General features: G+C 62.8%; 24 protein-coding genes and 2 pseudogenes. 6 read left to right on the forward strand and 20 right to left on the reverse strand.

Annotation, left to right across the window (positions count from 1 at the left end; genetic code table 11):
- Positions 1-2 precede the first annotated feature (2 nt).
- A complete protein-coding gene (gene rpsU / locus ACQB61_RS00975; protein ID WP_040678867.1) occupies positions 3-227 on the reverse strand; it encodes a 30S ribosomal protein S21 in 225 nt (74 codons plus the stop codon).
- Positions 228-621: 394 nt separating this feature from the next.
- Between rpsU and ACQB61_RS00980 the strand changes: the two genes are divergently transcribed.
- Positions 622-2,022, forward strand: coding sequence for an MATE family efflux transporter (locus ACQB61_RS00980; RefSeq protein WP_430511118.1), 1,401 nt, complete (start codon positions 622-624; stop codon positions 2,020-2,022).
- An 82-nt stretch (positions 2,023-2,104) separates the two neighbouring features.
- On the opposite strand, the gene ACQB61_RS00985 is transcribed toward ACQB61_RS00980, so the two are convergent.
- The 3 genes from ACQB61_RS00985 to ACQB61_RS00995 all read right to left on the reverse strand — a co-directional run bounded on the left by ACQB61_RS00985 (position 2,105) and on the right by ACQB61_RS00995 (position 4,102).
- Positions 2,105-3,214, reverse strand: coding sequence for a 5-(carboxyamino)imidazole ribonucleotide synthase (locus tag ACQB61_RS00985; protein ID WP_430511119.1), 1,110 nt, complete (start codon positions 3,212-3,214; stop codon positions 2,105-2,107).
- Between the two features lie 6 nt (positions 3,215-3,220).
- The gene (gene purE, locus ACQB61_RS00990; RefSeq protein ID WP_430511120.1) at positions 3,221-3,718 is read right to left on the reverse strand and encodes a 5-(carboxyamino)imidazole ribonucleotide mutase; all 498 of its coding nucleotides are present in this window, start codon (positions 3,716-3,718) and stop codon (positions 3,221-3,223) included.
- 177 nt (positions 3,719-3,895) lie between these two features.
- Complete coding sequence (locus ACQB61_RS00995; protein ID WP_430511121.1) at positions 3,896-4,102, reverse strand: YdcH family protein; 207 nt, start codon at positions 4,100-4,102, stop codon at positions 3,896-3,898.
- A gap of 376 nt (positions 4,103-4,478) precedes the next feature.
- Between ACQB61_RS00995 and ACQB61_RS01000 the strand changes: the two genes are divergently transcribed.
- Entirely contained in the window at positions 4,479-4,658 is a 180-nt protein-coding gene (locus tag ACQB61_RS01000; protein WP_430511122.1) for a YdcH family protein, read from the forward strand.
- A gap of 182 nt (positions 4,659-4,840) precedes the next feature.
- Here the strand turns inward: ACQB61_RS01000 and rpmE are convergent, their stop codons facing one another.
- On the reverse strand, positions 4,841-5,065 hold the full coding sequence (gene rpmE / locus ACQB61_RS01005; RefSeq protein ID WP_430511123.1) for a 50S ribosomal protein L31: 225 nt from the start codon (positions 5,063-5,065) through the stop codon (positions 4,841-4,843).
- A 290-nt stretch (positions 5,066-5,355) separates the two neighbouring features.
- Here rpmE and ACQB61_RS01010 point away from each other — a divergent pair, with 290 nt between their 5' ends.
- On the forward strand, positions 5,356-7,155 hold the full coding sequence (locus ACQB61_RS01010) for an ABC transporter transmembrane domain-containing protein (protein ID WP_430514255.1): 1,800 nt from the start codon (positions 5,356-5,358) through the stop codon (positions 7,153-7,155).
- 63 nt (positions 7,156-7,218) lie between these two features.
- On the opposite strand, the gene ACQB61_RS01015 is transcribed toward ACQB61_RS01010, so the two are convergent.
- Entirely contained in the window at positions 7,219-8,010 is a 792-nt protein-coding gene (locus ACQB61_RS01015; protein WP_430511124.1) for an SDR family NAD(P)-dependent oxidoreductase, read from the reverse strand.
- A 112-nt stretch (positions 8,011-8,122) separates the two neighbouring features.
- A pseudogene (locus ACQB61_RS01020) lies at positions 8,123-10,038 on the reverse strand (propionyl-CoA synthetase).
- A gap of 215 nt (positions 10,039-10,253) precedes the next feature.
- Between ACQB61_RS01020 and ACQB61_RS01025 the strand changes: the two are divergent.
- On the forward strand, positions 10,254-11,030 hold the full coding sequence (locus ACQB61_RS01025) for a sulfite exporter TauE/SafE family protein (protein ID WP_430511125.1): 777 nt from the start codon (positions 10,254-10,256) through the stop codon (positions 11,028-11,030).
- A gap of 84 nt (positions 11,031-11,114) precedes the next feature.
- On the opposite strand, the gene ACQB61_RS01030 is transcribed toward ACQB61_RS01025, so the two are convergent.
- Both ACQB61_RS01030 and ACQB61_RS01035 read right to left on the reverse strand, forming a co-directional pair.
- A complete protein-coding gene (locus ACQB61_RS01030; protein WP_430511126.1) occupies positions 11,115-11,654 on the reverse strand; it encodes a DUF1465 family protein in 540 nt (179 codons plus the stop codon).
- A gap of 375 nt (positions 11,655-12,029) precedes the next feature.
- Entirely contained in the window at positions 12,030-12,236 is a 207-nt protein-coding gene (locus ACQB61_RS01035) for a DUF1192 domain-containing protein (RefSeq protein WP_430511127.1), read from the reverse strand.
- Positions 12,237-12,570: 334 nt separating this feature from the next.
- Here ACQB61_RS01035 and ACQB61_RS01040 point away from each other — a divergent pair.
- Both ACQB61_RS01040 and ACQB61_RS01045 read left to right on the forward strand, forming a co-directional pair.
- Positions 12,571-13,549 (forward strand): annotated as a pseudogene (locus ACQB61_RS01040) (NAD(P)H-quinone oxidoreductase).
- A gap of 186 nt (positions 13,550-13,735) precedes the next feature.
- Positions 13,736-14,470: a DUF1013 domain-containing protein gene (locus ACQB61_RS01045; protein WP_430511128.1), complete on the forward strand. Its 735-nt coding sequence runs from the start codon at positions 13,736-13,738 to the stop codon at positions 14,468-14,470.
- 201 nt (positions 14,471-14,671) lie between these two features.
- Here ACQB61_RS01045 and ACQB61_RS01050 read toward each other — a convergent pair whose 3' ends face one another.
- The 11 genes from ACQB61_RS01050 to tkt form a co-directional block, all read right to left on the reverse strand.
- Positions 14,672-15,703, reverse strand: coding sequence for a peptidoglycan -binding protein (locus tag ACQB61_RS01050; RefSeq protein WP_430511129.1), 1,032 nt, complete (start codon positions 15,701-15,703; stop codon positions 14,672-14,674).
- Positions 15,704-15,706: 3 nt separating this feature from the next.
- On the reverse strand, positions 15,707-16,699 hold the full coding sequence (locus ACQB61_RS01055; RefSeq protein ID WP_430511130.1) for a flagellar motor protein MotA: 993 nt from the start codon (positions 16,697-16,699) through the stop codon (positions 15,707-15,709).
- Positions 16,700-16,880: 181 nt separating this feature from the next.
- The gene (locus ACQB61_RS01060; protein ID WP_430511131.1) at positions 16,881-17,675 is read right to left on the reverse strand and encodes an inositol monophosphatase family protein; all 795 of its coding nucleotides are present in this window, start codon (positions 17,673-17,675) and stop codon (positions 16,881-16,883) included.
- An 80-nt stretch (positions 17,676-17,755) separates the two neighbouring features.
- Entirely contained in the window at positions 17,756-18,319 is a 564-nt protein-coding gene (efp, locus tag ACQB61_RS01065; protein ID WP_019965123.1) for an elongation factor P, read from the reverse strand.
- A gap of 136 nt (positions 18,320-18,455) precedes the next feature.
- The gene (locus ACQB61_RS01070; protein ID WP_430511132.1) at positions 18,456-19,214 is read right to left on the reverse strand and encodes a tetratricopeptide repeat protein; all 759 of its coding nucleotides are present in this window, start codon (positions 19,212-19,214) and stop codon (positions 18,456-18,458) included.
- Positions 19,214-19,810 (reverse strand): hypothetical protein, encoded by a 597-nt coding sequence (locus ACQB61_RS01075; protein WP_430511133.1) that lies wholly within the window; start codon positions 19,808-19,810, stop codon positions 19,214-19,216. Before ACQB61_RS01075 ends, ACQB61_RS01070 begins: the two co-directional genes overlap by 1 nt.
- On the reverse strand, positions 19,807-20,451 hold the full coding sequence (locus ACQB61_RS01080; protein WP_430511134.1) for a thiamine phosphate synthase: 645 nt from the start codon (positions 20,449-20,451) through the stop codon (positions 19,807-19,809). Before ACQB61_RS01080 ends, ACQB61_RS01075 begins: the two co-directional genes overlap by 4 nt.
- Positions 20,452-20,768: 317 nt before the next feature.
- Positions 20,769-21,836, reverse strand: coding sequence for a class II fructose-bisphosphate aldolase (gene fba / locus ACQB61_RS01085; protein WP_050472462.1), 1,068 nt, complete (start codon positions 21,834-21,836; stop codon positions 20,769-20,771).
- 380 nt (positions 21,837-22,216) lie between these two features.
- Positions 22,217-23,410, reverse strand: coding sequence for a phosphoglycerate kinase (locus ACQB61_RS01090; protein ID WP_430511135.1), 1,194 nt, complete (start codon positions 23,408-23,410; stop codon positions 22,217-22,219).
- A 175-nt stretch (positions 23,411-23,585) separates the two neighbouring features.
- Entirely contained in the window at positions 23,586-24,596 is a 1,011-nt protein-coding gene (gap, locus tag ACQB61_RS01095) for a type I glyceraldehyde-3-phosphate dehydrogenase (protein WP_019965116.1), read from the reverse strand.
- A 185-nt stretch (positions 24,597-24,781) separates the two neighbouring features.
- On the reverse strand, positions 24,782-26,770 hold the full coding sequence (gene tkt, locus ACQB61_RS01100) for a transketolase (RefSeq protein WP_430511136.1): 1,989 nt from the start codon (positions 26,768-26,770) through the stop codon (positions 24,782-24,784).
- Between the last annotated feature and the right edge of the window lie 10 nt (positions 26,771-26,780).

The following is a 26,780-nucleotide window of genomic DNA, read 5'->3' on the forward strand; positions in this document are numbered from 1 at the left end:
TCTCAGTGCGTGGCGCGGCCGGGCACAAGGCCCTCGCGCTGGGCACGCTTGCGTGCGAGCTTGCGGGCGCGGCGTACAGCCTCGGCCTTCTCGCGCGCCTTCTTCACGGAAGGCTTCTCGTAGTGGCCGCGAAGCTTCATTTCGCGGAATACGCCTTCACGCTGCAACTTTTTCTTCAGCGCACGAAGCGCCTGATCAACATTGTTGTCGCGAACCAGAACCTGCACGCGTCTGACCCTATCGTTCCGCATCCTGCCAGAGACAGGAGTGCTGTAGACATGATGTTTAGAAAGCAAGACTTGTGGCGCGCTCCGGCATAAAAGGCCTGTTCTCGCAGCCACCACCGCTCACTGGCGCGCGTACTATCAGAATTGGGCCACAATGTCCACTCTGGTTGCGTTCTGTGCTTTCAAAAGAGCCGGACGGCTTCCACCACGGCAGAGTTGGTTGTGCGCGGGGTGTGGCGGGATTGCGGGTGGACAGTGGCTGTCAAAGGGGCTAGGTCTTTCTGCCCACCAAAGAGGCATGCCCCTATGCCTGTGGGACTTCCCTTAATCGCACCGCCCCCGCATGCCATTGATCTGACGGGAGACGTGCCTGCCGCGCTTTCCGGAGCCTGCCATGCAGATCTCACCTCAAAATGCCCCTGCCGCCCCTCCAGGGAAGAGCCTTTGGCTCGGTGACATCCGCCCGACACTGGCGCTCGGCCTGCCGTTGGCGGGTGCGCAGCTGGCACAGATGGCCATCAACACCACAGATGTGATCATGGTGGGCTGGCTGGGCGCAGTCGAACTGGGCGCTGTCGTTCTGGCCCAGAACGTTTATATCCTTTTCTGGATGTTCGGCATGGGCGTGTGTCAGGCTATTGTGCCACTGGCGGGGGCTGCGCGCGGGCGGAAGGATGCCCGCGCCATGCGCCGCTCCGTGCGCATGGGCCTCTGGATCGTTACCTGCTATTGCGTGCCCGTGTGGCTATTGCTCTGGTTCAGCAAGGATATATTGATTTTGCTGGGTCAGGAGCCCGAGGTGTCTGCTGCGGCCGGTGCCTATGTCCGGGTCATGCAGTGGTCGCTGTTCCCGGCACTCGCCGTCATGGCGCTGCGCTCTTTCCTGACGGTTACTGGCCTGACCCAGGTGGTGCTGTGGGTGACGGTGCTCTCCGCCTTTCTCAATGGCGGGTTCAACTACCTGCTGATCTTTGGCAATTTCGGCTTTCCCCGGTTGGAGCTGGTGGGTGCGGCCATTGCCTCGGTGGTGACTTCTACCTTCGGCTTTCTGCTGCTTGGGCTTTATGTGATCCGTCAACGGCGCCTGCGCCGCTTTGCCATTTTCGGCCGCATCTGGCGTCCGGATTGGCCGGATTTCTTCACCATCATCAAACTGGGAACCCCGATCGGCGCAACCATCGTGGCGGAGGGGTTGTTGTTCTCTGGTTCGACGCTGATGATGGGCTGGCTTGGTACGATTCCGCTCGCTGCGCACGGCATTGCGCTGCAGCTGGCTGCTATCACCTTCATGATTCCGTTGGGCATCAGCCAGGCAGGCATGAGCCGCATCGGTATCGCCGCAGGTCAGCGTGACCGGGCAGGGGTGGCGCGGGCAGGCTGGGTTACGCTTGGCCTTGCGCTTGTCACCATGTTCTGCGCAGCCATCACCTTCTGGACCATGCCGGAATTTCTCGTTGGTCTTTTCCTTGATGAGAACCTGCCCGACACCCCGCCGGTACTGGAGCTTGCGGCAGTGTTTCTCGGTGTGGCTGCGATCTTCCAGCTGGCCGATGGGGCGCAGGTGGCCGCAGGCAGCATTCTGCGCGGGCTCGGGGACACAATGGTGCCTTTCTTGCTGGCGCTCGCTGGCTACATCGCCGTCGGCATGACCACGGCCTATGTACTGGCCTTCGTCGTGGGGCTCGGCGGTGTCGGCATCTGGTGGGGGCTTGCGACGGGTCTCGCGTTTACTGCCGTTCTTGCCATCTGGCGCTTTTCGCAACGCGAGCGGCTGGGACTGGTATCCGGCAGTTGATCAGACAGGTCTGACGAAACAGAAAAGGCCCGGCGGAGCGTTCCACCGGGCCTTTTTAGGCCTTGAATGCTGGCGGCCTGTGTCAGGCGCCGGATGCCGGGCGGATACGGTTGACGTGGCCCATCTTGCGGCCTTGCCGGATTTCGGCCTTGCCATAGAGATGCAGCCTTGCGCCGGGCTCGGCAAGAACAGCGGCCCAGCCCTCGGCATCGGCGCCGATCAGGTTTTCCATCACCACGTCGCTGTGGCGCTGTGGATTGCCCAGCGGCCAGCCTGCGACAGCACGCATGTGCTGCTCGAACTGGGACACGAGGCACGCATCCTGCGTCCAGTGGCCGGAGTTGTGCACGCGCGGGGCAATTTCGTTGACCAGAAGGTCCTCGTCTGCGCCGGAGCCGGTGACGAACATTTCCACGCCTGTCACGCCTACATATCCCAGACTATCGACAACGCGCCGGGCAATTTCCAGCGCCTTTGCCGCAGTGGCAGCCGTGACGCTGGCCGGAACGGTGGAGGTCTTGAGGATGTGGTGCTCGTGGTGGTTCTCGGTGATGTCGTAGCAGGCGATGTCGCCATTGATGCCGCGTGCGGCGACGACCGAAACTTCCCGTGTGAAGGAAATGAGCTGCTCGAGCACCAGATCCTTGCCGCCGAGTTTCGCCAGCGCATCGGCCGCAGTGGTGCGGTCGCGGATCATCGCCTGGCCCTTGCCGTCATAGCCGAAGCGGCGGGTCTTCAGCACGCCCTGACCGCCAAAGCGGTCGAGCGCGGCCTCGAGATCCGCAAGGCTGTCAACGGCGGCATAGCCCGCCAGGGCAATGCCTGCGCCGGACAGAAAGTCCTTCTCGCTCAGCCGATCCTGCGACACGGCGAGCGCTCGCGGGCCGGGGCGGACGGGCACGAAGGCGGCAAGATGCGCCGCCGTGGGGCCTGGCACATTCTCGAACTCATAGGTGACCACATCAACGCTGCGGGCAAAGGCTTCCAGCGCCGCAAGGTCGTCATAGGCTGCCTGCGTATGAGTGGCCGCCACCTCAAAGGCAGGGCTGCCTGCCTCGGGGCAGTAGATATGGCTCTTGAGGCCAAGGCTGGCGCCTGCAAGGGCCAGCATGCGGCCAAGCTGTCCGCCGCCAAGGATACCGATGGTGCTGCCGGGCTTCAGGATACGGCCGTCGTCAGGAAACTGGCTCATGCGGGATCAGGCCTCGTCGCTCGGGAAATCGGCAACGGAGGCCGTCTGCTCGGCCCGGTAGCTGTCCAGGCGTCCGGCGAGCCCCTCATCGGTGAGTGCCAGGACGGAGGCTGCGAGCAGGGCGGCATTGACGGCGCCTGCACGGCCAATCGCCAGAGTGCCAACCGGAATGCCCGCAGGCATCTGCACGATGGACAAGAGGCTGTCTTCGCCTTTCAGGGTGCGCGACTCGATCGGAACGCCGAACACCGGCAGCGGCGTAAGGGCAGCGGTCATGCCGGGCAGATGGGCCGCTCCGCCTGCACCTGCGATGATCACCTTCACCCCGTTGCCGCGTGCAGCCTTGGCGAAGTCGAACATGCGCTCCGGCGTGCGGTGTGCGGAGACGATGCGGGCCTCGTAAGCGACCCCCAGACGGTCAAGCGTGTCTGCGGCGTGTTTCATGGTCGGCCAATCGGACTGGCTGCCCATGATGATTGCGACCGGTGCGGGCCCGTTTGCCATGCTGTCTCCTTATACCAAGTCTCTGAGATGCTGACGCATCAAGCCTTGAAAAGGCTCAGGCGCCGCACGGGCTTGAGTGGTTTCCACGAGGGCTCGGGAAGGCGCGGATTATAGGCACGGCAAGGCGTGGCGCAAGGCCGCAAGGACCTGCCATCCGGCATTTTTCAGCCCGCAGGATCAGGCGATGATATCCGGGAAAAGCTGGTCTTCCAGAATGGCGATCCGGTCACGGATCATCAGTTTCTTCTTCTTCAGGCGCTGCAGCTGCAAGGCATCTGCGCTGCCGGTGCCGGCAAGGGCCTGAATGGCGTTATCAAGGTCACGGTGCTCCTGGCGCAGCTGCGCCAGTTCAACTCGCACGGCCTGTTCATTAGCTTCCGGCATCGCTCTCCCCAGACACAATACACACCGGGTTCAAGTGCTCTGATCCTGGCACAAGTGCTCCCCGGCCCGTCGCGCCTTGCAACTCCAATCGCGTTGGAGAAACCGTACACCGCTGCCTTCGTTTCTGCGAGCCAAATTTACAGGGGCTTTCCCAACACATTGTAGGCGTGGATGAATTCCGAATTAATGGTGCGGTGCAATAGAATAGATTGCCGCTATTATTTCTTCATTTTTAATTCTTACGTAAGTGTAGTTTCTATTTCGCACTGCACTATGCGCCAGATGCAGAGCGGGTCCCATGAAATGCATTCGACAAGCCGGCAAAATGTGTGGCAACATCTGTCTGTCTGAGCCAACAGGACAAGGAGCACTATCCATGTCAATGCAGTCGCATCTTGCAGAACTGGAGCGCCGCCATGCAGCCCTCGACGAAGAGATCGAAACGGCCCTGCGGCATCCGAGCGTCGACACGCTCGAACTGGCCGAGATGAAGCGCAAGAAGCTCAAGCTCAAGGACGAAATTCTGAAAATCCAGTCCAAGGCCACGATGCACTGAAGCCAGGTCTGGCCTGAAGCAACTGTGATGTGACAGGAAGCATGAGCTGGCGGATATCCGCCAGCCGCAAAGCGGGGCCGAAGCGCCATCCGGCTGAAGCGGGGCCCGCAGAAAACACGAAAAACCCCCGGCCAGTCTGGTCCGGGGGTTTTTTGATGCTTGCAAGATCTGCAGTGCAGGGCTCAGGAGCCCAGGAAGCCTGCGAACTTGTTCTTGAAGCGCGAAACGCGGCCGCCACGGTCCATGATCTGACGGTCGCCGCCGGTCCAGGCCGGATGGGAGGTCGGATCAATGTCGAGGGTGAGGGTGTCGCCGTCCTTGCCGTAGGTCGAACGGGTCATGTATTCCGTACCATTGGTCATCACGACCTTGATGGCGTGGTAATCGGGATGGATGTTCGCTTTCATCGCCGGTCCTTTCCAGCACCTGCCCACACACCCGTGAAGGCGTTCCGGCGAGATGCAAGTCCTGAAATTTGAGCCAGCGAACGTCTCTCGCACGCATGACCCTTGAAACATGAGGCGCTGCTATATCCCAAGACGGCAAGCAAGACAAGGGCAGGCAAACGCGTGCAGGCGCCTTTTTCCGCTTGGAATTGCCGCTGCCATGGGCCAAGTGATGGCAGGACAGGTTGACAAGGCTGACAGGCAGGCAAATGAGCGGGCAGTTTGACGGCGCAAGAGACGGCAATTCGGCAATGCAGGACGCTAAAGACGAGGCTGAAGCGCGCCGCCGCTCCCTGCGGCCGCTGACGCAGCTCCTTCCCTATGTGCTGCGTTACCGCTGGATGGTGGCCGGAGCGATGGCGGCGCTGTTTGCAGCTGCCTCCGTCACGCTGATTCTGCCCGTGGCCGTGCGGCGGATGATCGACAATGGCTTCACCGCAGACGATCCGGCACTGGTCAACTCCTACTTCCTGATGCTGATCGGCGTGGCGGCGGCTCTGGCACTTGCCAGTTCCTGCCGGTATTTTCTCGTCATGTGGATTGGCGAGCGCATCGTCGCCGATGTGCGGGCGGATGTCTTCGCGCATCTGACAGCTCTAAGCCCGTCATTCTATGACAGCGCCCGCTCGGGCGAGATCCTGTCGCGGCTGACGGCGGACACCACCCAGATCAAGTCTGCCTGCGGCGCCAGCGCCTCCATCGCCATGCGCAATCTGGTGATGTTCATCGGCGCTGTGTCGCTGATGGTCTTCACCAGTCCGCGCCTTTCCGTCATCGTTCTGGCTGCCATTCCGGTGATCGTTCTGCCGCTCATCGGTTTCGGCCGCTCGGTGCGCAAGCGCTCGCGCCGGGCGCAGGACACGCTGGCCGGTGCGTCCGCCTATGCTTCGGAAATGCTGGGTGCCATCCGGGCATTGCAGGCCTTCACCAGCGAGAGTGTCGCGGCAGGCAAGTTCCGCAAGGCGGTGGAAGAAGCCTTCGGTGCAGCACGCAGCGCCATGGGTGCAAGGGCGGTTCTCACCGGCTTTGCCATCTTCATCATCGCCTCCAGCGTGGTGGCGGTCTTGTGGATTGGCGCAGGCGATGTGTTCGAAGGGCGGATGAGCGGCGGAGAACTGGGCCAGTTCCTGCTCTATTCGATCCTTGCCGCCGGAGCTCTGGGAGAGCTGTCGCAGGTCTGGGGCGAGATTTCGCAGGCAGCAGGCGCTGCGGAGCGCCTTGGTGAGATCCTGCGCATCGAACCGGTGATCAAGGCGCCCGCACATCCGAAGCCCCTGCCAAGCCCTGCGCGCGGCGAGGTCAGCTTCGAGGGTGTCAGCTTCGCCTATGGCCACACCGGCGGCGGGCCCGTCGTGCGGGAGGTGAGCCTTGACGTGAAGGCGGGCGAAACGGTCGCTATTGTCGGTCCGTCAGGCGCAGGTAAATCCACGCTCTTCCATCTGCTGATGCGCTTCTATGACCCGGTGTCTGGCCGCGTGTGCCTGGATGGCGTCGATCTGCGGGATGTCAGCCCGCAGGTCCTGCGCGCGCGCATCGCGCTGGTGCCGCAGGACACAGTGGTGTTTGGCACGACAGCGGCGGAGAACATCGCCTATGGCCGTCCTGGTGCCTCTCTGGAGGAAATCCATGCCGCTGCCCGTGCCGCCCGCGCGCACGATTTCATCAGCGCCATGCCGCAAGGCTATGACACGGTCATCGGTGAGCGCGGGGTGACGCTCTCCGGCGGCCAGCGCCAGCGCATTGCCATTGCCCGTGCCATCCTCAAGGATGCGCCGGTGCTGCTGCTGGACGAGGCGACGAGCGCGCTTGATGCGGAGAGCGAAGTGCAGGTGCAGAAGGCGCTTGAGCAGCTGATGGAGGGCCGTACCACGCTTGTCATCGCCCACCGCCTTGCCACCGTGCTGAAGGCTGACCGGATCATTGTCATGGAAGACGGCCGCATCGTCGAGATGGGCACACATGCGGATCTCGTCGCCGAAGGCGGGCTCTATGCGCGCCTTGCCCGCCTGCAGTTCGACGCCAGCCGCGCGGATGCGCTGGCCGGTGCCTGAAAATGACTGCGGCGGCACGTTCACGAAACGTCCGCCGCTTGCCTTGTCTTGATGCGGAAGCGCTCAGTCGCTGTCGGGAACGGCGACCGTGTAGTTGAGCGGCATGCGGCCACCGTCGACGTAGAGGGTCTGGCCGGTCATGTACGAAGAGTCATCCGAAGCGAGGAAAGCGGCGACGGAGGCAATTTCCGAAGCCTCTCCGATACGGCCGAGCGGCGTGCGCGACAGGATGCGGTTCTTTGCAGCCTTGTCGGAATTCACTGCCGCCAGCATGTCGGTCATGATCGAGCCGGGGCCGATTGCATTGACACGGATGCCATAGGGCGCGAGCGAAAGCGCCGTGGCGCGGGTCAACTGGGCAAGGCCGCCCTTCGATACGCAGTAGGGAATCTGCGAGGGAATCGCCAGAACCGCGTTGATCGACGACATGTTGATGATGCAGCCCGGCGTACCGCCTGCCTCAACGCGCTCCACCATGTGGCGGGCAACGGCCTGCGACACCAGGAAAGAGCCCTTCAGATTGACCTGAATGACCCGGTCAAAGTCGGCTTCCTCAAGGTTGAGGAAATCGGTGCCGGCGACGATGCCTGCGTTATTGACCAGAATGTCGATGTCGCCGAAGGCGTTCAGCGTTTCGGCCACCAGGTTCCGCACGTCCAGTGCTTCGGCGACGTTGCAGTTGACATAGAGCACATCGCCCAGCGGTTTCAGCTCTTCGGCTGCGGCTTCACCGGCTTCGTCGTCGATATCTGCGATGACGACCCTGGCGCCGTCGCTCAGAAAGCGCCGTGCAATAGCAAGACCGATACCGCGCGAGGCGCCGGTGACGATGGCAACCTTGTTGGTGAGGGACAAGGGAAAATCCTCGTTGTTGTGCAAGGGGTGAACCGCCCGGGAAGGGGCGGTTCTGCGCGCAACAATAGGGCCTTGCGGTCAGCCTGTCGATGGCTGACCGCTGCCCTGTGGCTCAGGCTCTTGCCAGAACGCCATATTCCCTGAGAGCAGACTCGATCTCGTCAAGGATGGCCGGATCATCAATCGTCGCAGGAATGCGGAACTCCTGTCCGTCCGCGATCTGCCGCATGGTGCCGCGCAGGATCTTGCCCGAACGGGTCTTGGGCAGGCGGTCGACGGTGACGGCGATCTTGAAGGCGGCGACCGGGCCGATCACGTCCCGCACACGCCGGACAAGCTCCGTCTCGACCTCATCATGTGGCCGGTTGACACCTGCCTTCAGCACGACAAAGCCGCAGGGCAGCTGGCCCTTGAGCTGATCGTTGATCCCGATGACCGCGCATTCGGCGACATCCGGGTGTCCGGCCAGCACTTCTTCCATCGCGCCCGTGGACAGGCGGTGTCCGGCCACGTTGATGATGTCATCCGTGCGCGACATGATCGACAGATAGCCGTCCTCGTCGATGATGCCGGCGTCAGCCGTCTTGTAGTAGCCCGGGAATTCGTCGAGATAGGCGCTGCGGAAGCGGGCGTCTGCGTTCCACAGGGTGGGCAGGCAGCCGGGGGCAGGGGCAGCTTGATGACGATATTGCCCAGTGTGCCGTGCGGCACCGGGTGGCCTGCGTCATCCAGAACCTGCACGTCATAGCCAGGCATGGGCACTGTGGGCGAGCCGCGCTTGACCGGCAGAATGCCAAGACCGACCGGATTGCCCGCTATGGCCCAGCCGGTTTCCGTCTGCCACCAGTGGTCGATCACAGGCACGCCGAGCTTTTCTTCCGCCCATTGCACCGTGTCCGGATCGGCGCGTTCACCGGCGAGGAAAAGGGTGCGGAAGCCGCTGAGATCATAATCCTCCATCAGCTTGCCGTAAGGGTCTTCCTTCTTGATGGCGCGGAAGGCCGTCGGCGCGGTGAAAAGCGCAGCGACAGAATTGTCTGAAATGACCCGCCAGAAGGCGCCAGCGTCCGGCGTGCCCACGGGCTTGCCTTCATAGAGCAACGTGGTGCAGCCCTGCAGCAGCGGGCCGTAGACGATGTAGGAATGGCCAACGACCCAGCCCACATCGGAGGCAGCCCAGAACACTTCGCCGGGCTCGATGCCATAGAGGTTGGACATGGTCCATTTCAGCGCCACCATGTGGCCGCCGGTGTCACGCACCACGCCCTTGGGCTGGCCGGTGGTGCCGGAGGTGTAGAGCACATAAAGCGGATCAGTGGCTTTCACCGGCACGCAAGGCACCTGACGCGCCGCAAGAAATGCCGCCTCCGTCAGAGCGCCGAAGTCGCGGTCGCGCTCCTGTGAGAGTTCCGCAGCATGCTGCGCGCGCTGGATGACGAAGCAGAACTCCGGCTTGTGCGCCGACTGGGCGATGGCCGCATCCACCAGCGGCTTGTAGGCTATCACGCGGCCGGGCTCGATGCCGCAGGAGGCGCAGATGATGGCCTTGGGCGCAGCGTCATCAATGCGCGTGGCCAGTTCGTGGGCGGCAAAACCGCCAAAAACAACGGAATGAATGGCCCCCAGGCGTGCGCAGGCCAGCATGGCCATTGCGGCCTGGGGGATCATCGGCATGTAGAGAATGACGCGGTCGCCCTTGCCGATCCCATGGTCCTGCAGCACGGCTGCCATGGCCTGAACCTGGTCGAGCATTTCCTGATATGTATAGGCGGCCTGCGTCCCGGTGATGGGGCTGTCGTAAATCAGAGCGGTCTGTCCGGCGCGGCCTTTGGCCACGTGCCGGTCGAGGCAGTTATAGCAGGTGTTCGTTTCGGCCCCGGCAAACCAGCGGCCATAGGCACCTTCCTGCGCATCGAAGACCTTGTCCCAGGGACGGAACCAGTCGATCTCCGCCGCCGCCTGCGCCCAGAAGGCTTCCGGATCGCGTTTCCAGGCATCATAGGTTTCATGATAGCGGCTGGCGGCCATTGTTTGTCCTCCCAGACAGTTCGGCGGTTCCATCCCTTGCGGCCATGTCCGGCTTGTACCTCGCTGGCCGCGTGGAGAATGTCGCAGCTTGCGCTGCACAAGCAAGAGGGCGATGGCTTAGACATTCGCAGGGGCGTGGGTTTACTTAGCCTCTTCGGCTATGCTTCAAAGAGACAGGTCCAGTTCTGGTCCTCCCTCCCGCCGGATATTCCATCATGCTCCTGTCACCGATTTCCGACCCGCTGTTCTATGCCGTGGCCATTCCGGCTGTGATTCTGGCCGGGCTTGGCAAGGGCGGCTTTGGCGGTCCCATCGGCATGCTTGCCGTGCCGCTGATGGCGCTGGTCATTCCGCCCATCCAGGCCGCCGGCATCATGCTGCCGGTTCTGCTGGTCATGGACGCTGTGGGGCTTGCCGCCTACCGGGGCACGTTTGACCGCAAGGCCATCGCAATCCTGCTGCCTGCGGGTATTCTGGGCGTTGGGCTGGGGTGGCTGACAGCGGCTTTCGTCGAAGACGCACATGTGACGCTGCTGGTCGGCGTCATCTCGCTGGCTTTTGTGGCCGATAGGTTCCGTCCCGGGCGCGGGGGCGGCGGGGCGCTGCCGCATCGTGTTCCCTCGGGGATTTTCTGGGGCACGCTTTCCGGCTTTACAAGCTTCGTCAGCCACACGGGTGGCCCACCCTATCAGATCTACATGGTACCGCGTGGCCTTGCTCCGGCGCTCTTTGCGGGCACGGCCGTTATCTTCTTCACCACCGTCAATCTGGCGAAGCTGGTTCCCTATTTTCTGCTAGGCCAGTTCGACACCACCAATCTGGCGACCGCAGCAGTGCTATTGCCGCTGGCACCTCTGGCAACGCTTGCCGGGTGGCGGCTGACGCGCATTGTCCGCCCTCAGCTCTTCTACGGCGTGGTCTATGCCGTGATGGCTGTTGTCGGCACCAAGCTGGTCTGGGATGGAATGTCTGCACTTCTGGGTGCAGGCTGACACGGTCTGACTAAGCCGCTGTTCCGGAATGGCACGGTGTCCGTCCCGGAACGGGCCTGAGAAGGGGAGGTGTAAAGCTGACTGTCAGCCAGCCTTGCCGAAAGCCGCGAAAATGCGGTCGATCTGCTGAGCCACCGGGTTTTCCGCCGGGACCGGCTCCTGCGGCTTTTCTTCGACCGGATAGAGCATGGCATCCAGATGCTGTACCCGCTCCTGCAGGCGCACGGAGCGCAGGATCAGGTCCTGCAGCCGCAGCGGCAGGGCGTCAAAGGAATTGCCCGAGTTGGCGCTGCTCAGCCGGTCAAGGCGCACGCGGTTCTTGTCGGTGCTGGCCTGATCGGACGACATCTCGCCTTCATTGACTGCGCGCTGCAGCAGCAGCCATGAGGCAAGTTGCATGAGGCGCGTCGTCAGGCGCATGGATTCGGTGGCATAGGCGAGCGAGGCGGGACGCTCCAGACGCTTGGATTCGCTGCGGCCGTCGCCATCCAGATAGGATGCCGTCTCTTCGACGAGAGCCATGCCCTCGTGAAACAGCGCCTGGAACTGCTGGGATGCGGCAAGGCGGTCTGCGAAGCTGACCGTTTCCGGCACGATGCTGAGCTTCCTGGTTTCGTCCGTCATGGGTTAACGCCTTCTCATTTGACCCCGGTCCTTGTCCGGACCAGCCATCCGCTTCTGTTCCGATTTGAAACGCGCGGATTTCTTGACAGGATGAAGAGCAACTGCCGTGCCAGCCGCGGTGCCCATGGCGCTGCGGTGAACCGAATCCATGCTTACAATGTCACGAAGGCGAAAAAAGAGCGCGCGCGCGCGGCTCGAAGTCATTAACAGGGAGGCGTCAAACAGAGTGGACAGGAGCCACTCAGGAATCCAGATAACTGGACATACACAGTTATCGTCTGGAAGGCTTAATATCGCGTAAATGAATAAAATTTTAATGATGCCGTTCCGTTATCCACCTTCAACAGTCTGGTGATGCTGAGATTTTTTCTCGTGTCATGATGATGATGCCTTGAACAGCGCGTCGGCTGCTGCGCGAACACCGCTTCTGGCGTCAATTTCGCGCTGAAGACGGACGATCTCTGCTTGCAGGTTCGTGATCTCTATCTGCAGCTCGGCCACGGACAGGCGCGAGAGATCACTGCCCGGAACAAAGACCGCCGAAGCTGCCTTTGGGGTAGCCCAGATATTGTCGTCACTCATCTGCCTTCTCCTCCTCATTCTGCTGCGCCTGCGGGCACAGTGGCACAGGCTGGCACGAATGGTGTGGCCCATTCCGGAACAGGTCCCGATCTGAGACCCGCTCCGCCTGTGCCTGCGGACAAGAATAGGACAGAGCGTTGCGTCTGTCAGTCTCTCGGGAAGGACCAGGCTGGGGGAGGGGCGCCTCGCGTGCGATTTTCGGGAAAAGCGGTTTCCACTTTCACCGGACAATCTTTAAAGTGCCGGGCGAGAGTGTGAACCGCTTCAGACAGATACAGGGAGAATTGCCATGTCCGCCATTCCGTCCAGCATTCCGCCCGGCCTGCCGCAGGACATGACCGTGATGGCGATTCCGGTTCCCGGCGGGCCTGACGTGCTGGCGCCGGAAAAACGGCATCTGCCGGTGGCGCAAAAGGGCGAAATCCTCATCAAGGTCGAGGCGGCAGGCGTCAACCGGCCAGATGTGATGCAGCGCATGGGGCTTTATCCGGCCCCGAAAGGTGCATCGGACCTGCCGGGCCTGGAAGTGGCCGGTACGGTGGTGGACCGGGGGCCGGGCGCCGAGCGGTTCAACATCGGCGATAAGGTGACGGCGCTGGTGGCAGGCGGCGGCTACGCTGAATATTGCAAGGTGGACGAGCGTCATGCGCTGCCGGTGCCTTCGGGCCTCTCCATCGTAGAGGCAGCGGCCTTGCCTGAGACCTTCTTCACCGTCTGGAGCAATGTGTTCGACCGGGTGGGGCTGAAGGCCGGGGAACGGTTCCTGGTGCATGGCGGCACCTCCGGCATCGGCACCACGGCGATCCAGCTGGCCAAGGCCTTCGGCGCCGAAGTCTTCACCACCGTGGGCTCCGAGGACAAGCGCCAGGCCGTACTGAAGCTTGGGGCAGATCACGCCATCAATTACAACACCCAGGACTTCGTCGAGGAGATCGGCCGCATCACGGGCGGGGCGGGCATCCACGTCATCCTCGATATGGTGGGCGGCGATTATGTCGAGAAGAACTGGCAGGTGGCTGCGGTTGAAGGGCGCATCTGCCAGATCGCCAATCTCAATGGCGTGGCCACCGAGGTGAACTTCAACCGGTTGATGATGAAGCGCCTCATTCACACCGGCTCGACCTTGCGCCCGCGTGACAATGACTTCAAGGCAGCGATTGCGGTAGCTCTGGAGACGCATGTGTGGCCGCTGATCGCAAATGGCACGATCCGGCCGGTCATGGATCTCGACCTTCCCGCTGACGCAGGCGGCGGAGGCGCATCGCAGGATGGAAAGCTCCGGCCATATCGGCAAGATTGTCCTGACGGTCTAGGCGGGATCGCGATGCGGTTTGACGTTACGGCAGGAAATCTCGAGATTCTTTGAGGCAGGCGTGCTTGCGCGTTTGCCTTTTAAGCCGTCTCAGCCTATATTGAGGTCAATCTCCCATTCATTCGAACATGGAATACCGCTTTTTCGCCTTGCCGGGCGAGGAAGCCGACAGGAGGATTTTACACCGATGTCGAACACGCCCCTTATGCCGAAGGCCACTGCCGTCTGGCTCGTGGACAACACGGCGCTGAGCTTCACTCAGATTGCCGCCTTCTGCAAACTGCATCCGCTGGAAGTGAAGGCGATCGCCGACGGTGAAGCCGCACAGGGCATCAAGGGCCTGGATCCGGTGATGACCGGTCAGCTCAGCCGCGAAGAAATCGAGCGTGCGCAGCGTGATCCGAACTATCAGCTGAAGCTGCAGGGCTCGAAGGTCGTTGTGCCGGAAAACAAGCGCCGCGGCCCGCGTTACACCCCGGTGTCACGCCGCCAGGACCGCCCGAACGCCATTCTCTGGCTGGTGCGCAACCATCCGGAACTCAAGGATGCGCAGATCATGCGCCTTGTCGGCACCACAAAGCCGACCATTGCCGCTATCCGCGAACGCACCCACTGGAACTCCGCCAACCTGACCGCATCCGACCCGGTGACGCTGGGCCTGTGCAGCCAGCTTGAGCTGGACATGGAAGTGGAAAAGGCCGCGAAGAACGCTCCGCCGCGTCCCGAGACCGACTACACCGAGCTGCTGGCGCCTGTGGAAGACACCACGAGCGAGGAAGCCATCGCCGCCGCCTTCACCCGCGACCGCCCGCAGCGCGAAGTGGAAGAAGAGATCGACGCCGACGCGGTCTTCGCCAAGCTCAATGCGCTTAAGAGCTCGAAGAAGAACGAGGACGAGGAAGAAGACGACTTCCGCTTCTGAGCCGTCATCGCTGCATGATCAGACAAGGCCGTCCCATTGGGGCGGCCTTTGTTTTTGGCGGAAAAGACCGGATAACAAATGTCTGTAGCAACGCGGTGCCGGATGACACTGCAATCCCGGCGTCGCCCCGGCTCGCGCTGCGCTTGGCCGGGGCGACTTAGTGCCTGATTGCGTCCACGGTGCCGACGCGGCAGGGCTCTCTCACCGTTCCGTCAGCTTCAGCTCGATACGGCGGTTGCGGGCGTTGATTTCCGGGGTGTTGCCTGGTTCCAGAGGCTGGAACTCGCCAAAGCCCGCTGCAACCAGATGCTTGGGGTCCACGCCCTTGCTGATCAGGTAGCGCACCACCGAGGTGGCGCGGGCGGAGGATAGCTCCCAGTTGTCGCGCAGGCGCCCCGTTCCGGACAGGGGCACGGCGTCTGTATGCCCGTCAACGCGCAACACCCACTGAATTTCAGCCGGGATCTGTCCCTCAAGTTCCAGCAACGCCTCGGCCAGCTTGTCCAGCTCTACCCGGCCACTCGGATTGATTTCGTCGGAGCCCGAGGGGAACAGCACTTCCGACTGGAAGACGAAGCGGTCGCCCACCACACGGATGTCAGAGCGCTGGGACAGAAGCTCGCGCAGCCGGCCGAAGAAGTCGGAGCGGTAGCGGTTCAGCTCCTGCACGCGCTGCACCAGCGCCGCATTGAGCCGCTGGCCGAGGCTGGCGATGCGGGCCTGGCTTTCGCTTTCCTTGGCCTCAGAGGCCTCCAGCGCTGCATTGGCAGCCGCAAGCTGGCGGCGCAGGGCGGCGATCTGCTGGTTCAGCAATTCCACCTGTGCCAGCGCCCGCTGGCTGACCTGCCGTTCCTCATTGAGGGTGCCTTGCAAGGCCGCCAGTTCGCCGCCAGCGCTTGCTGCGGCCCCTTCCTTGTCGGATAGCAAGCCAGACAGCCTATCGCGCTCGCTGGTAGCCGCGCCGAGGCTGGCCTGCAGGGTAGCGACGGTGGACTCCAGATCGCGCTTGGAAGCCCGTTCCAGCGACAGCAGCTCGGTCAGCTCGCTGATCTGCGCATTCAGGCGGCTCAGCACCGAGTCGCGGCCCGAAAGCTGCTGGCTGAGCACGAACTGGGCGATGACAAAGATCGACAGCAGAAAGATGAGCACCAGAAGCAGCGTGGTCAGCGCATCCACGAAGCTCGGCCAGTAGTCGATGTCCTGATTGCGCCTGCGGCCGCGAAACCCCGCCATGGATCACTCCTTGGCGCGGTCGAAGGCCGCCGCGATGGAGGAGAGGAGATTCTCCACCCGCTTCTGCTGGGCGCTCTGGGCATCGGCCCATTCGCGCATCATCTGCTGCTCGGAGCGCACGTGCTTGACGAGGCCCTGAATGCCTTCTGCAAGGTTTGCCATGGCCTGATTGGCGGCCTTGCTGCCGCCTTCCTCGACGGCGCGCTGCAGCCGCTCGATGGCCAGTTGCAGCTTGTCCGTATCAGGGGCAGCGGCAACGGGCGCACGCGTTTCTTCCTGCTCGATTTCGGTGACGGTGGACAGCCAGTCTTCCAGCTCCGTGTAGAAGCGGTTCTGCGCCTGTCCGGCCTGAAGATCGAGGAAACCGAGAATCAGCGAACCGGTGAGACCGAAGAGCGAGGACGAGAAGGCCGTGCCCATGCCCGAAAGCGGCGCCTGCAGCCCTGCTTTCAGATCCTCGAAGATCACACCCGTGTCGCCGGACACCACGTCCAGTGACTGAATGGTGGAGCCGACTGCGCTCACGGTCTGCAACAGGCCCCAGAAGGTGCCCAGCAGGCCGAGGAACACGAGCAGGCCGGTCATGTAACGGGCAATCTCACGCGACTCATCAAGACGCATGCCGATCGAATCGAGAATGGAGCGTGAGGTGGTCGGCGTCAGCGCCATTTCACCCACCTTGTTGCCGAGCAGGGACGCCATCGGCGCCAGCAGCACCGGCGGGCGGCGCACTTCAATGCCAGGGTCGCCGATGCGGAAGCTGTTCACCCAGGCGATTTCGGGAAACAGCCGCACAACGCGGGCAAAAGTCAGCATGATGCCGAACAGGCCCGTCAGCACGATCATCCCGTTGAGGCCGGGGTTGCTCATGAAGGCCGTGACGATCTGCTGGTTCAGGATGAAGGCGACGAAGGCAACGATCACCAGGAAGATGATCATGAACGAGAGATACGCCTTGGGACTGGACAGGCTGTAGGGATCGAAATCGCGTGCCATGAACCGTCGAGCTTCCGCCTGTTGCAACTGCACCAGTGATAGCGCGATTTACCGTTTGTTGAAAACCGTTAATCGCGCATTAGCAAAAGCTTAATTGAAAAGCAGAAGGCCGGAGAGCGGCTTCGCTCTCCGGCCTTCTGTAGAAAAATCCAAGGGTTTCGGCCCTCAGGAGTCCGTCATCTTACTCGGCTGCGCTCTTCAGCAGCTTCTGCAGCTGGGCCTTGATGAACTCGTTGCCGGCGACCACTGTGCCGGTCTCCAGCATCGTGTCCTTGCCGTCGATGTCGCTGACATAACCGCCAGCTTCGCGGATCATCAGGATGCCGGCTGCGATGTCCCAGGGGTTCAGGCTGTGCTCCCAGAAGCCGTCGAGACGGCCCGAAGCGACATAGGCAAGGTCAAGTGCGGCTGCGCCGATGCGGCGGACGCCGGCGACTTCCGGCATCACATAGCGCAGTTCCTTGAGGGCACGGCCATGGTCGCCGCGGCCGAGGAACGGCAGGCCGGTGCCAATCAGGCTGTCCGGCAGGGCGGTGCGGGCGGCAACGCGCAGGCGGCGGTCATTGACGAAGGCGCCACGGCCGCGCTCGGCCGTGTAAAGTTCGTCCATGACAGGATTGAAAATCACGCCTGCAACGATCTGGCCCTGACGTTCCAGTGCAATGGAGATCGCAAAGACCGGGATGCCGTGCAGGAAATTGGTGGTGCCGTCGAGCGGATCGACGATCCAGCGGTGCTGGCCATCCTCGCCCGCAATTTCGCCGGACTCTTCCATCAGCAGGCCATAGGTCGGGCGCGCCTTGGTCAGTTCTGTGCGGATGATGTCTTCTGCGCGGCGGTCGGCGGCTGACACGAAGTCACCGGGGCCCTTGCGCGAGACCTGGAGGTTTTCGACTTCGCCGAAGTCACGCACGAGCGAACGTCCGGCCTTCATTGCCGCCTGGACCATTACGTTGAGGATTGCTGTACGTGCCATGATCTGTCTTGCCGGGTCTTTAGAATGGGGAGCCCGGCACCCCAGGGGAGCGCCGGGCGGAAGGATATTCAGAGTAAAGATCAGTCTGCGCGGCGGACGTATTCGACCGTGCCGGTGTCGACGATGATCTTCTCGCCAGCGGTGATGAACGGGGGCACGAGGACGCGCACGCCGTTTTCCAGAATGGCCGGCTTGTAGGACGAGGACTGGGTCTGGCCCTTCACCACGGCATCGGCCTCGGTGATCTGCAGGGTGACGAACTGCGGCAGGGTGATGCCGATCGGCTTTTCCTCATGCAGTTCCACGGTCACCATCATGCCGTCCTGAAGGAAGGCAGCGCGGTCACCAACGAAGTCCTTCTGCAGCTCAAGCTGCTCGTAGGTTTCGGTGTCCATGAAAATTAGGACGTCTTCCTGGATGTAGAGGAACTGGAAGTCCTTCTGCTCCAGGCGGACGCGCTCGACCTTGTCTTCCGAGCGGAAGCGCTCATTCAGCTTGCGGCCGTCGATGAGGTTCTTCATTTCCACCTGGGCGAACGCGCCACCCTTGCCGGGCTTGACGTGGTCCACCTTGACGACCGCCCAGAGCGTCTCCTGATGCTGGAGAACATTGCCGGGCTTGATCTCGTTACCGTTGATCTTCATGAAACGACCGATTGATTAGGGCGTGAAACCTGACGGTGCATCCGCGCTCTGCGGTGTAAGGGCGGCGAGCGGGCACCAATGACGCGCCTGTCCAACACAAAACGGGCACAAATTCAAGGAAAAACCTGCAAAGCGGTTACTTGTCAGGGGTGGAATTGGCCGGATCCAGCGGTTTGGGGATCAACGTGGCGGTCAAGGCGCCTGCCCGCTCCATGGCCTTGGTCACTGTTTCCTGGTCCAGCGAGCCCACGTAGCCATCCAGCTCCAGATCCGAAAGGCCAAGCGCGCGCGCCACATAGTGCCATGCGGCAGCCTCGACCTGATCAACCGGGCGGCCTCGGCCGAAAGCATAGATGCGGGCGAGCCGGTTCATGCCCACCGGATTTCCGGCCCGGGCAGCCCGCTCGAACCAGTTTGCGGCTTCTGCCTCATCCGGTTCGACGCCGCGCCCCTGAAAGCGCAGGATGCCGTAGTAGACCTGTGCCGAGGTATGGCCCCGCCGTGCGGCACGGCCCAGCCAGTTCGCGCCCTTGATCGGATCGCGCACCTTCTCGCCGCCTTCGAGAAACTGAAGGCCGAGGGCGTATTGCGCTTCCACGTCATCCTTTTCGGCGGCCTCCAGCAGCAGCTGGGAAGCGCGCTCCTCGTCATAAGGGCGGCCTTCGCCCTCCTGATAGAGGATAGCCAGATTGTACATGGCGCCCGGAATGCCTGCGTCAGCGGCCTTCTGGAAGAGATCGGCCGCCTTTTTCTTGTCAGCCTCTACACCGTCGCCCAGCAGATACATTTGCCCCAGGCGATAGGCTGCGTTGGGGTCGCCGGAAGTGCTTGCGACCTGATACCACTCCGCAGCCTTCTTCCAGTCCCTGGCGACGCCCAGGCCTGTTTCATGCATCACACCCAGCAGAGTCTGGGCAGCACGGTCTCCTCCTCGGCCAGCGGCGTGGCAACGGCAACAGCCGTCAGATACCAGCCGCGCTGGAAGACGCCATAAGCGAAGTTGGCGTCAATCGGCTCACCCGGCTCCATCAGCGGCGGTCCAGCCTCAAGCAGGCTGACAAGCGGCTCCGGTTCATAGCGCGCAAGGGCACGTGCGGCTGCATCGGCCTCGCCCGCCGTTTCGGCTGCCGTGCCTTCAGCGGCATCCTGTGTGGCAGGAGGCTGGCTCACGGCTGCCTCGCCCGCTGGCGCTTGCGCTGCCGGGGTTTCGCCAGGTTTGGCTTCTGCGGCTGGCGGGGCGGCCTGCTCAGTTGCCGTTGCCGGTGCCGGTGCTGGAGATGCGGCGGGCGCTTCGGCGGGTGCAGGCGTTGCGGGGGCGGCCGTTTGCGCGAGGCTGCCGCCCGAGGCTGCGCAAAGCGCAGCCAGCGCCAGACCTGCCAAAGCCAGACCCGGTGCGCCGGGCCTCAGACCGCGGCGCAGGGGCGGGCGGGCAATTGCCTCCGCCGTTTCGGGAAACTGGCTTCCGGTCATGGTCCGGCGCGGGAGGGTCATTCCTCATCCTCTTCAAACGGGTGCTGATCGAGAATTTCATTGGCAAGGCGCACGGCTTCTGCCGGGCCTTCCGGATGCTGCCAGATGGCGTCCTTCAGGGCAACGAAGTCCGCCTTCGTATCTGCGGTTTCGCCGAGGGTCGCCAGATCATTGCCGCCCAGGGCAACGCAAGGCGTGGAGAACAGCTCCGCCCACCATTCAGCGCGCTCCAGTGTTTTTGCATGGGCGCCGGGCTGCTCTTCAAGGTCCAGCCGGCCGAAGAACAGATAGTCCACGCCGCTTTCGGCGATCTCCATTTCCTCGTGCTTCATCTTGGTGCCGCCTGCGCCGACAATGCGTGCCGGCTGCAGGCTTTCCATCGCCAGCTTGATGTCTTCGAACGAGGTATCCACATGGGCGCCGTCGGCACCCGTGCGGCCGGTCACCTGCGTGTCGCGGTAGATCAGCGCGGCGGCTTCCGCCTTCTGGATCATGGGCACCAGCTTTGCAGCCGTTTCCTGCAGGGCCTTGGCGGTTGCCTCGGGCTGAAAGATGAGCACGCAGGCCACATCTCCGCCCGACAGCGCCGCTTCAAGGCGCGGGGCAAAGGCTTCGAGATCGAAAACGGGCGGCGTAACCAGATAAAGGCGCGGGCGGTTCAAGGCGGTATCCGTCTGTTGGGCCCGGTATGCGGGCGCATGGAACATACCTATGTCCCTAAAGACGGCAAAAGCACGACGCAAGCGCAGAGATGGATGCAGAAGCTTCCGGCTGCGGAATGTTGCGGCTGAAGGGACGATACCTGCAGGAGAGTAGCGCGCTGCCGCGCCAATTGCTCAGGCGGTCGCCCCCGGGCGGAACGCAGTGCAGACATGGGGCGACCGCTTTGAAGGGCGGTGAGGTGCGGATTTACCGGTAGCAAAAAAGCCGGAGCAGTGCCCCGGCCTCTTGATATCTTTCTTCGTGAAGGCTGAAGGCCTTACGAGATCTTCGGGTCCAGCGCGCCGGACTTGTAGCGGGCGGCCATTTCCGTGAGGGTGAGGACGCGCTTGATCTTCGAGGCCTGACCAGCGGTGTTGAAGGCTTCCAGACGCTCCTTGCAGAGCTTGGTCATGGCATCGCGGGCGGGCTTGAGATACTTGCGCGGGTCGAACTCGCCCGGGTTCTCGGCAAGGATCTTGCGGATCTGGCCGGTCATCGCCATGCGGTTGTCGGTGTCAATGTTGATCTTGCGCACGCCGTTCTTGATGCCGCGCTGGATTTCTTCCACCGGCACGCCCCAGGTCTGGGGCATCTTGCCGCCGTACTGGTTGATGATGTCCTGCAGGTCCTGCGGCACCGAGGAAGACCCGTGCATCACCAGATGGGTTTCCGGCAGGCGGCGGTGGATTTCCTCGATCACGTGCATGGCAAGGATCGCGCCGTCCGGCTTGCGGGTGAACTTGTAGGCGCCGTGGCTGGTGCCCATGGCGATGGCCAGCGCGTCAACCTTGGTCTCGCGCACGAACTTCACCGCTTCTTCCGGATCGGTCAGCAGCTGGTCGTGGCTCAGCTGGCCTTCGGCGCCGTGGCCGTCTTCCGCTTCGCCCATGCCGCTTTCGAGACTGCCAAGCACGCCCAGCTCGCCTTCGACGGAGATGCCGCCCAGATGGGACATGTCGGTGACGGCCTTGGTGACGCCAACGTTATAGGCCCAGTCGGCTGGGGTCTTGCCGTCAGCCTTCAGCGAGCCGTCCATCATCACCGAGGTGAAACCTGCCTGGATGGCAGTCATGCAGGTGGCCGGTTCGTTGCCATGGTCGAGATGCACACAGACGGGAATGTGCGGATAGATCTCCGTCACCGCGTCCATCATGTGCTTCAGCATGACGTCATGGGCATAGGAACGGGCGCCGCGCGAGGCCTGGATGATGACCGGGGAATCGGTCGCATCAGCGGCTTCCATGATGGAAAGCGCCTGTTCCATATTGTTGATGTTGAAGGCCGGAACGCCGTAGTCGTGTTCCGCGGCATGATCGAGCAATTGACGAAGTGTAATGCGTGCCATCGAAATCTCTCCTGTTCCAGATCCATGCGAAGCCCTGACCCGGCTCCAGACCTGCCTGCTCAAACACTGCGCGTGGATTGTTCGTTCCATTGGCCTTGCCAATTGAACGAAGCGTTTTCCCGCGCTGGCCGTGCAAAGGCAGCGTGGGCCGCAGATAAGTTTCGCACTGCGACAAAACCGTGGCCGTTCTAGCAAAATTCAGCGGTTTGGGAAGATGGGGCTGGAGCCCATAAATCAATTTAAATGCCGGTAAACGCAGGAAAATTCGATCATTTTTAATTTGATGGTCGAATTAAATAAGCCGCCTGCAGGGCTTTTGGCCGAAATGCGGCGCGCCAATACTGGACTGGCGCGCCGCAAGACTTCAAGGGATGTCAGGCTCAGGCCTGAAGCGCGGTCACGCCCGGCAGGTCCTTGCCTTCCAGCCATTCGAGGAAGGCCCCGCCAGCGGTGGAGACGTAGGAGAAGTCACCGGCTGCGCCTGCATGGTTGAGGGCAGCCACCGTGTCACCACCACCTGCGACGGAAAGCAGCTTGCCTTCCCTGGTGCGGCTGGCTGCATGCTGGGCAGCGGCAACGGTTGCCGTGTCGAAGGGCTCGATTTCGAAGGCGCCGAGCGGGCCGTTCCACACGAGCGTGGAAGCGCCGTCGATCTTGGCCTTCACGGTCTTGATGGAGGCCGCACCCACGTCCAGCATCATGGCATCAGCCGGGATCGCATCCAGGGCAACGGTCTCGTTGTCAGCGCCTGCCTTGAACTCGCGGGCAACGACTGCATCCACCGGCAGCACGATCTCACAGCCGGCCTTTTCGGCGGCAGCCATGATCTTCAGCGCGGTCGGAGCCAAGTCATGCTCGCACAGGGACTTGCCGACATTGACGCCCTTGGCAGCGAGGAACGTATTGGCCATGCCGCCGCCGATGACGAGCATGTCCACGCGGGTGACGAGGTTTTCCAGGAGGTCGATCTTGGAGGAGACCTTCGCACCGCCGACAACGGCCAGAACCGGGCGCTTGGGCGAGCCAAGGGCCGCACCCAGAGCTTCCAGCTCAGCCTGCATGGAACGGCCGGCATAGGCCGGCAGCAGGCGGGCAAGCCCCTCGGTGGAGGCATGGGCGCGGTGCGCGGCAGAGAAGGCGTCATTCACATAGAGGTCGCCGTTGGCGGCCAGAGCGGCAGCGAAGTCGGCGCCGTTCTTTTCCTCGTCCTTGTGGAAGCGTGTGTTTTCCAACAGCAGCACATCGCCGTCCTGCATGGCGGCGACGGCACCGGCCGCAGCTTCGCCGATGCAATCGGCGCAGAAGGCAACCGGGCGGCCGATCACGGCAGCAACCGCCGGGGCGACCGGCGAGAGGCTCATGTCTGCCACGACCTCACCCTTCGGACGGCCGAAATGGGCGAGCAGGATGACCTTGGCACCCTTGTCCGACAGTTCGCGGATGGTGGGGGCGACGGCGCGGATGCGGGTGTCGTCGGTGATCTTGCCGTCCTTCATGGGGACGTTGAGGTCCACACGCACAAGGGCGCGCTTGCCTGCAGGTTCCTGAATATCGTCGATGGTCTTGAAGGACATGGATCTCATCCTTGAGAGCTGGCTTGAAAGCTGCGCCGCCGTAATGCGGGGCGCCCGAACTGGAAGCGCTGGCCTTCGGATCACGGAGGAGGCCGGATCACGGCGGGCCATCGGGGACTTGCCCCGGCAGAAGGAAAAGGGCGGGCACCGGGCCCGCCCTTCAGTCAGTGGTGCATCAGATATGCTTGGCGAGTGCCACTGCGGTGTCCGACATGCGGTTGGAGAAGCCCCACTCGTTGTCGTACCAGCTCATGATGCGCACCAGCGTGCCGTCCATGACCTTGGTCTGGTCCATGTGGAAGATCGAGGAGTGGCTGTCATGGTTGAAGTCCATGGACACCAGCGGCTCGTCGGTGAAGCCGAGGATGCCCTTCAGCTTGCCGTTGGCAGCGTCACGGATGGCGCTGTTGATCTCTTCCACAGTGGTGGAGCGCTTGGCGATGAACTTGAAATCCACCACGGAAACGTTCGGGGTGGGTACGCGCACGGACACGCCGTCCAGCTTGCCATTCAGCTCCGGCAGCACGAGGCCCACGGCCTTGGCAGCACCGGTCGAGGTCGGGATCATGGACATGGCTGCAGCGCGGGCGCGGTACAGGTCCTTGTGCATGGTGTCCAGCGTCGGCTGGTCGCCGGTGTAGGAGTGGATCGTGGTCATGAAGCCCTTCTCGATGCCGATAGCGGCATTGAGAACGTAAGCAACCGGAGCCAGGCAGTTCGTGGTGCAGGATGCGTTGGAAACGACCAGGTCGGCAGCCGTCAGGGCATCGTGGTTCACGCCGTAAACGATGGTCTTGTCAGCGCCATTGGACGGAGCAGAGACGAGAACGCGCTTGGCGCCAGCGGCCAGATGCGCTTCGGCCTTCGGCTTGTCGGTGAAGATGCCGGTGCACTCCATGGCAACATCGACACCCAGCTCGCCGTGCGGCAGCTCCTTCGGGTCGCGGATCGCGGTCACCTTGATCGGCTTGCCGCCGTTGATGCGGATGCTGTCGCCTTCCACGGCGACGGTCGCCGGGAACTTGCCGTGCACCGAATCATGACGCAGCAGATGTGCGTTGGTTTCCACCGGGCCGAGGTCGTTGATGGACACGACTTCGATGTCGGTGCGGCCGGACTCGACGATCGCGCGCAGCACGTTGCGGCCGATGCGGCCAAATCCATTGATCGAAACCTTGGTCACCATGTGAATAACTCCCATACATGCGTGGCGCCGTTATGGAGGCGCCTTTCGCCAGCCCAGACCGGGCCGGCCTTGCGAAAGGGCAGGAGAGGGCCTGCCCGGGCTCAGGAGCCCCGCCGCACGGCGGAGGCGAGAGTTCTGGTGTCTTCCGACGCGGCAGGCGCAGGGCCTGTGTCCGCAAGGCCGGATCAGGCGCCGAGGCGGGCCTTGGCAGCGTCAACAACGGCCGTATCGGTGATGCCGAAGTGGGCATAAAGCTCCTTGTAGGGGCCCGATGCGCCGAAGCCGTGCATGCCGACGAAGATACCGTCGTTGCCGATGAAGCGGTCCCAGCCGAGGCGGATGCCGCTTTCGACCGCGATCTTCACCTTGGAATCGCCGATCACGGAGGCCTTGTAGTCGTCCGACTGGGCTTCGAACAGTTCGAAGCACGGTACGGAGACGACACGGGCGGCAATGCCTTCGGCCTGCAGCTTCTCGCGGGCATTCATGGCAATTTCCACTTCCGAGCCGGAAGCGAAGATCGTCACATCCGCAGCTTCTTCGCTGCCCGCCAGCTCATAGGCACCGCGTGCGGAGAGGTTCTGCTCCTCGAAGGTCTTGCGCTGCGAGGGCAGGGCCTGACGGGTAAGAGCCAGAACCGACGGGGTCTTGGCGGCGGTCAGCGCAATCTGCCAGCACTCCAGCGTCTCGGTCACATCGGCCGGGCGCAGGAAGTAGAGGTTCGGAATAGCGCGCAGAGCGGCGTAATGCTCCACCGGCTGGTGGGTCGGGCCGTCTTCGCCAAGGCCGATGGAATCGTGGGTCATCACGTGGATGACGCGCTGTTCCATCAGGGCAGCAAGGCGCAGGGCCGGACGGCAGTAGTCCGAGAACACCAGGAAGGTGCCGGAATAGGGAATGAAACCGCCGTGCAGCGCCATGCCGTTCATGGCAGCGGCCATGCCGTGCTCGCGGATGCCCCAGTGCATGTAGCGGCCGGAGAAGTCATCCGGCGTGACGGCCTTGGTCTGGGCGGTCTTGGTGTTGTTGGAGCCGGTCAGGTCGGCAGAGCCGCCGATCGTCTCCGGAATCACCTCGTTGACCACGTTCAGCACATGCTCGGAAGCCTGACGGGTGGCGAGAGACGGCTGCTCCTCGAACAGCTTGCGCTTGTAGGTCAGCATCGCTTCGTCGAAGCCGGCCGGCAGATCGCCACGGTTGCGGCGCTCGAACTCGGCACGGGTCTCCGCGTCCTTGGCGGCGAAGCGCTTTTCCCAGCTCTTATGCGCATGGGCAGAACGCAGACCGGCGATGCGCCATGCGTCCAGAACGTCGCTCGGCACGACGAAGGGCTCGTGGCTCCAGTTCAGTGCCTTGCGGGTGGCCGCAATTTCGTCAGCGCCCAGCGGCGAGCCATGCACCTTGTTGGTGCCGGCCTTGGTCGGTGCGCCGAAACCGATCACGGTCTTGGCAGCGATCAGCGTCGGCTTGTCGCTTTCCTGCGCCTTGCGCAGGGCATTGGCGATGGCTTCCGGATCGTGGCCATCGACGCGGCTGGTGGCCCAGCCGGAGGCCTCGAAGCGGGCGATCTGGTCGGTGGAATCGGTCACATCGATCTTGCCGTCGATGGAGATGTTGTTGTCATCCCAGATGACGATCAGCTTGTTCAGCTTCAGGTGGCCTGCCAGCGTCAGGGCTTCCTGGCTGATGCCTTCCATGAGGCAGCCGTCACCGGCCAGCACATAGGTGTAGTGGTCGACGATATCCTCGCCGAAACGGGCTGCCTGCAGCTTCTCGGCAATGGCCATGCCGACAGCGTTTGCGAGGCCCTGGCCCAGCGGACCGGTCGTCGTTTCGATGCCGGCGCCGTGGCCGAATTCCGGATGGCCTGCCGTGCGGGCGCCGATCTGACGGAAATTCTTCAGCTGATCGAGTGAGAAATCCTCATATCCGAGCAGGTAGAGCGCGGAATAGAGCAGCATGGAGCCGTGACCGGCGGACAGCACGAAGCGGTCGCGGTCGGCCCAGTGCGGGGCGGTGGGGTTGAACTTCAGGAACTGTGTGAACAGAACCGTGGCGATGTCGGCAGTGCCCATCGGCAGGCCGGGATGGCCCGATTTGGCCTTTTCGACCGCGTCCATGGAGAGGAAGCGGATCGCATTCGCCATGCGGTGATGCTTTTCAAGATCAGTCATGTTCATCCCG

Source organism: Pannonibacter phragmitetus (assembly GCF_050510895.1).
GTDB lineage: Bacteria > Pseudomonadota > Alphaproteobacteria > Rhizobiales > Stappiaceae > Pannonibacter > Pannonibacter phragmitetus_B.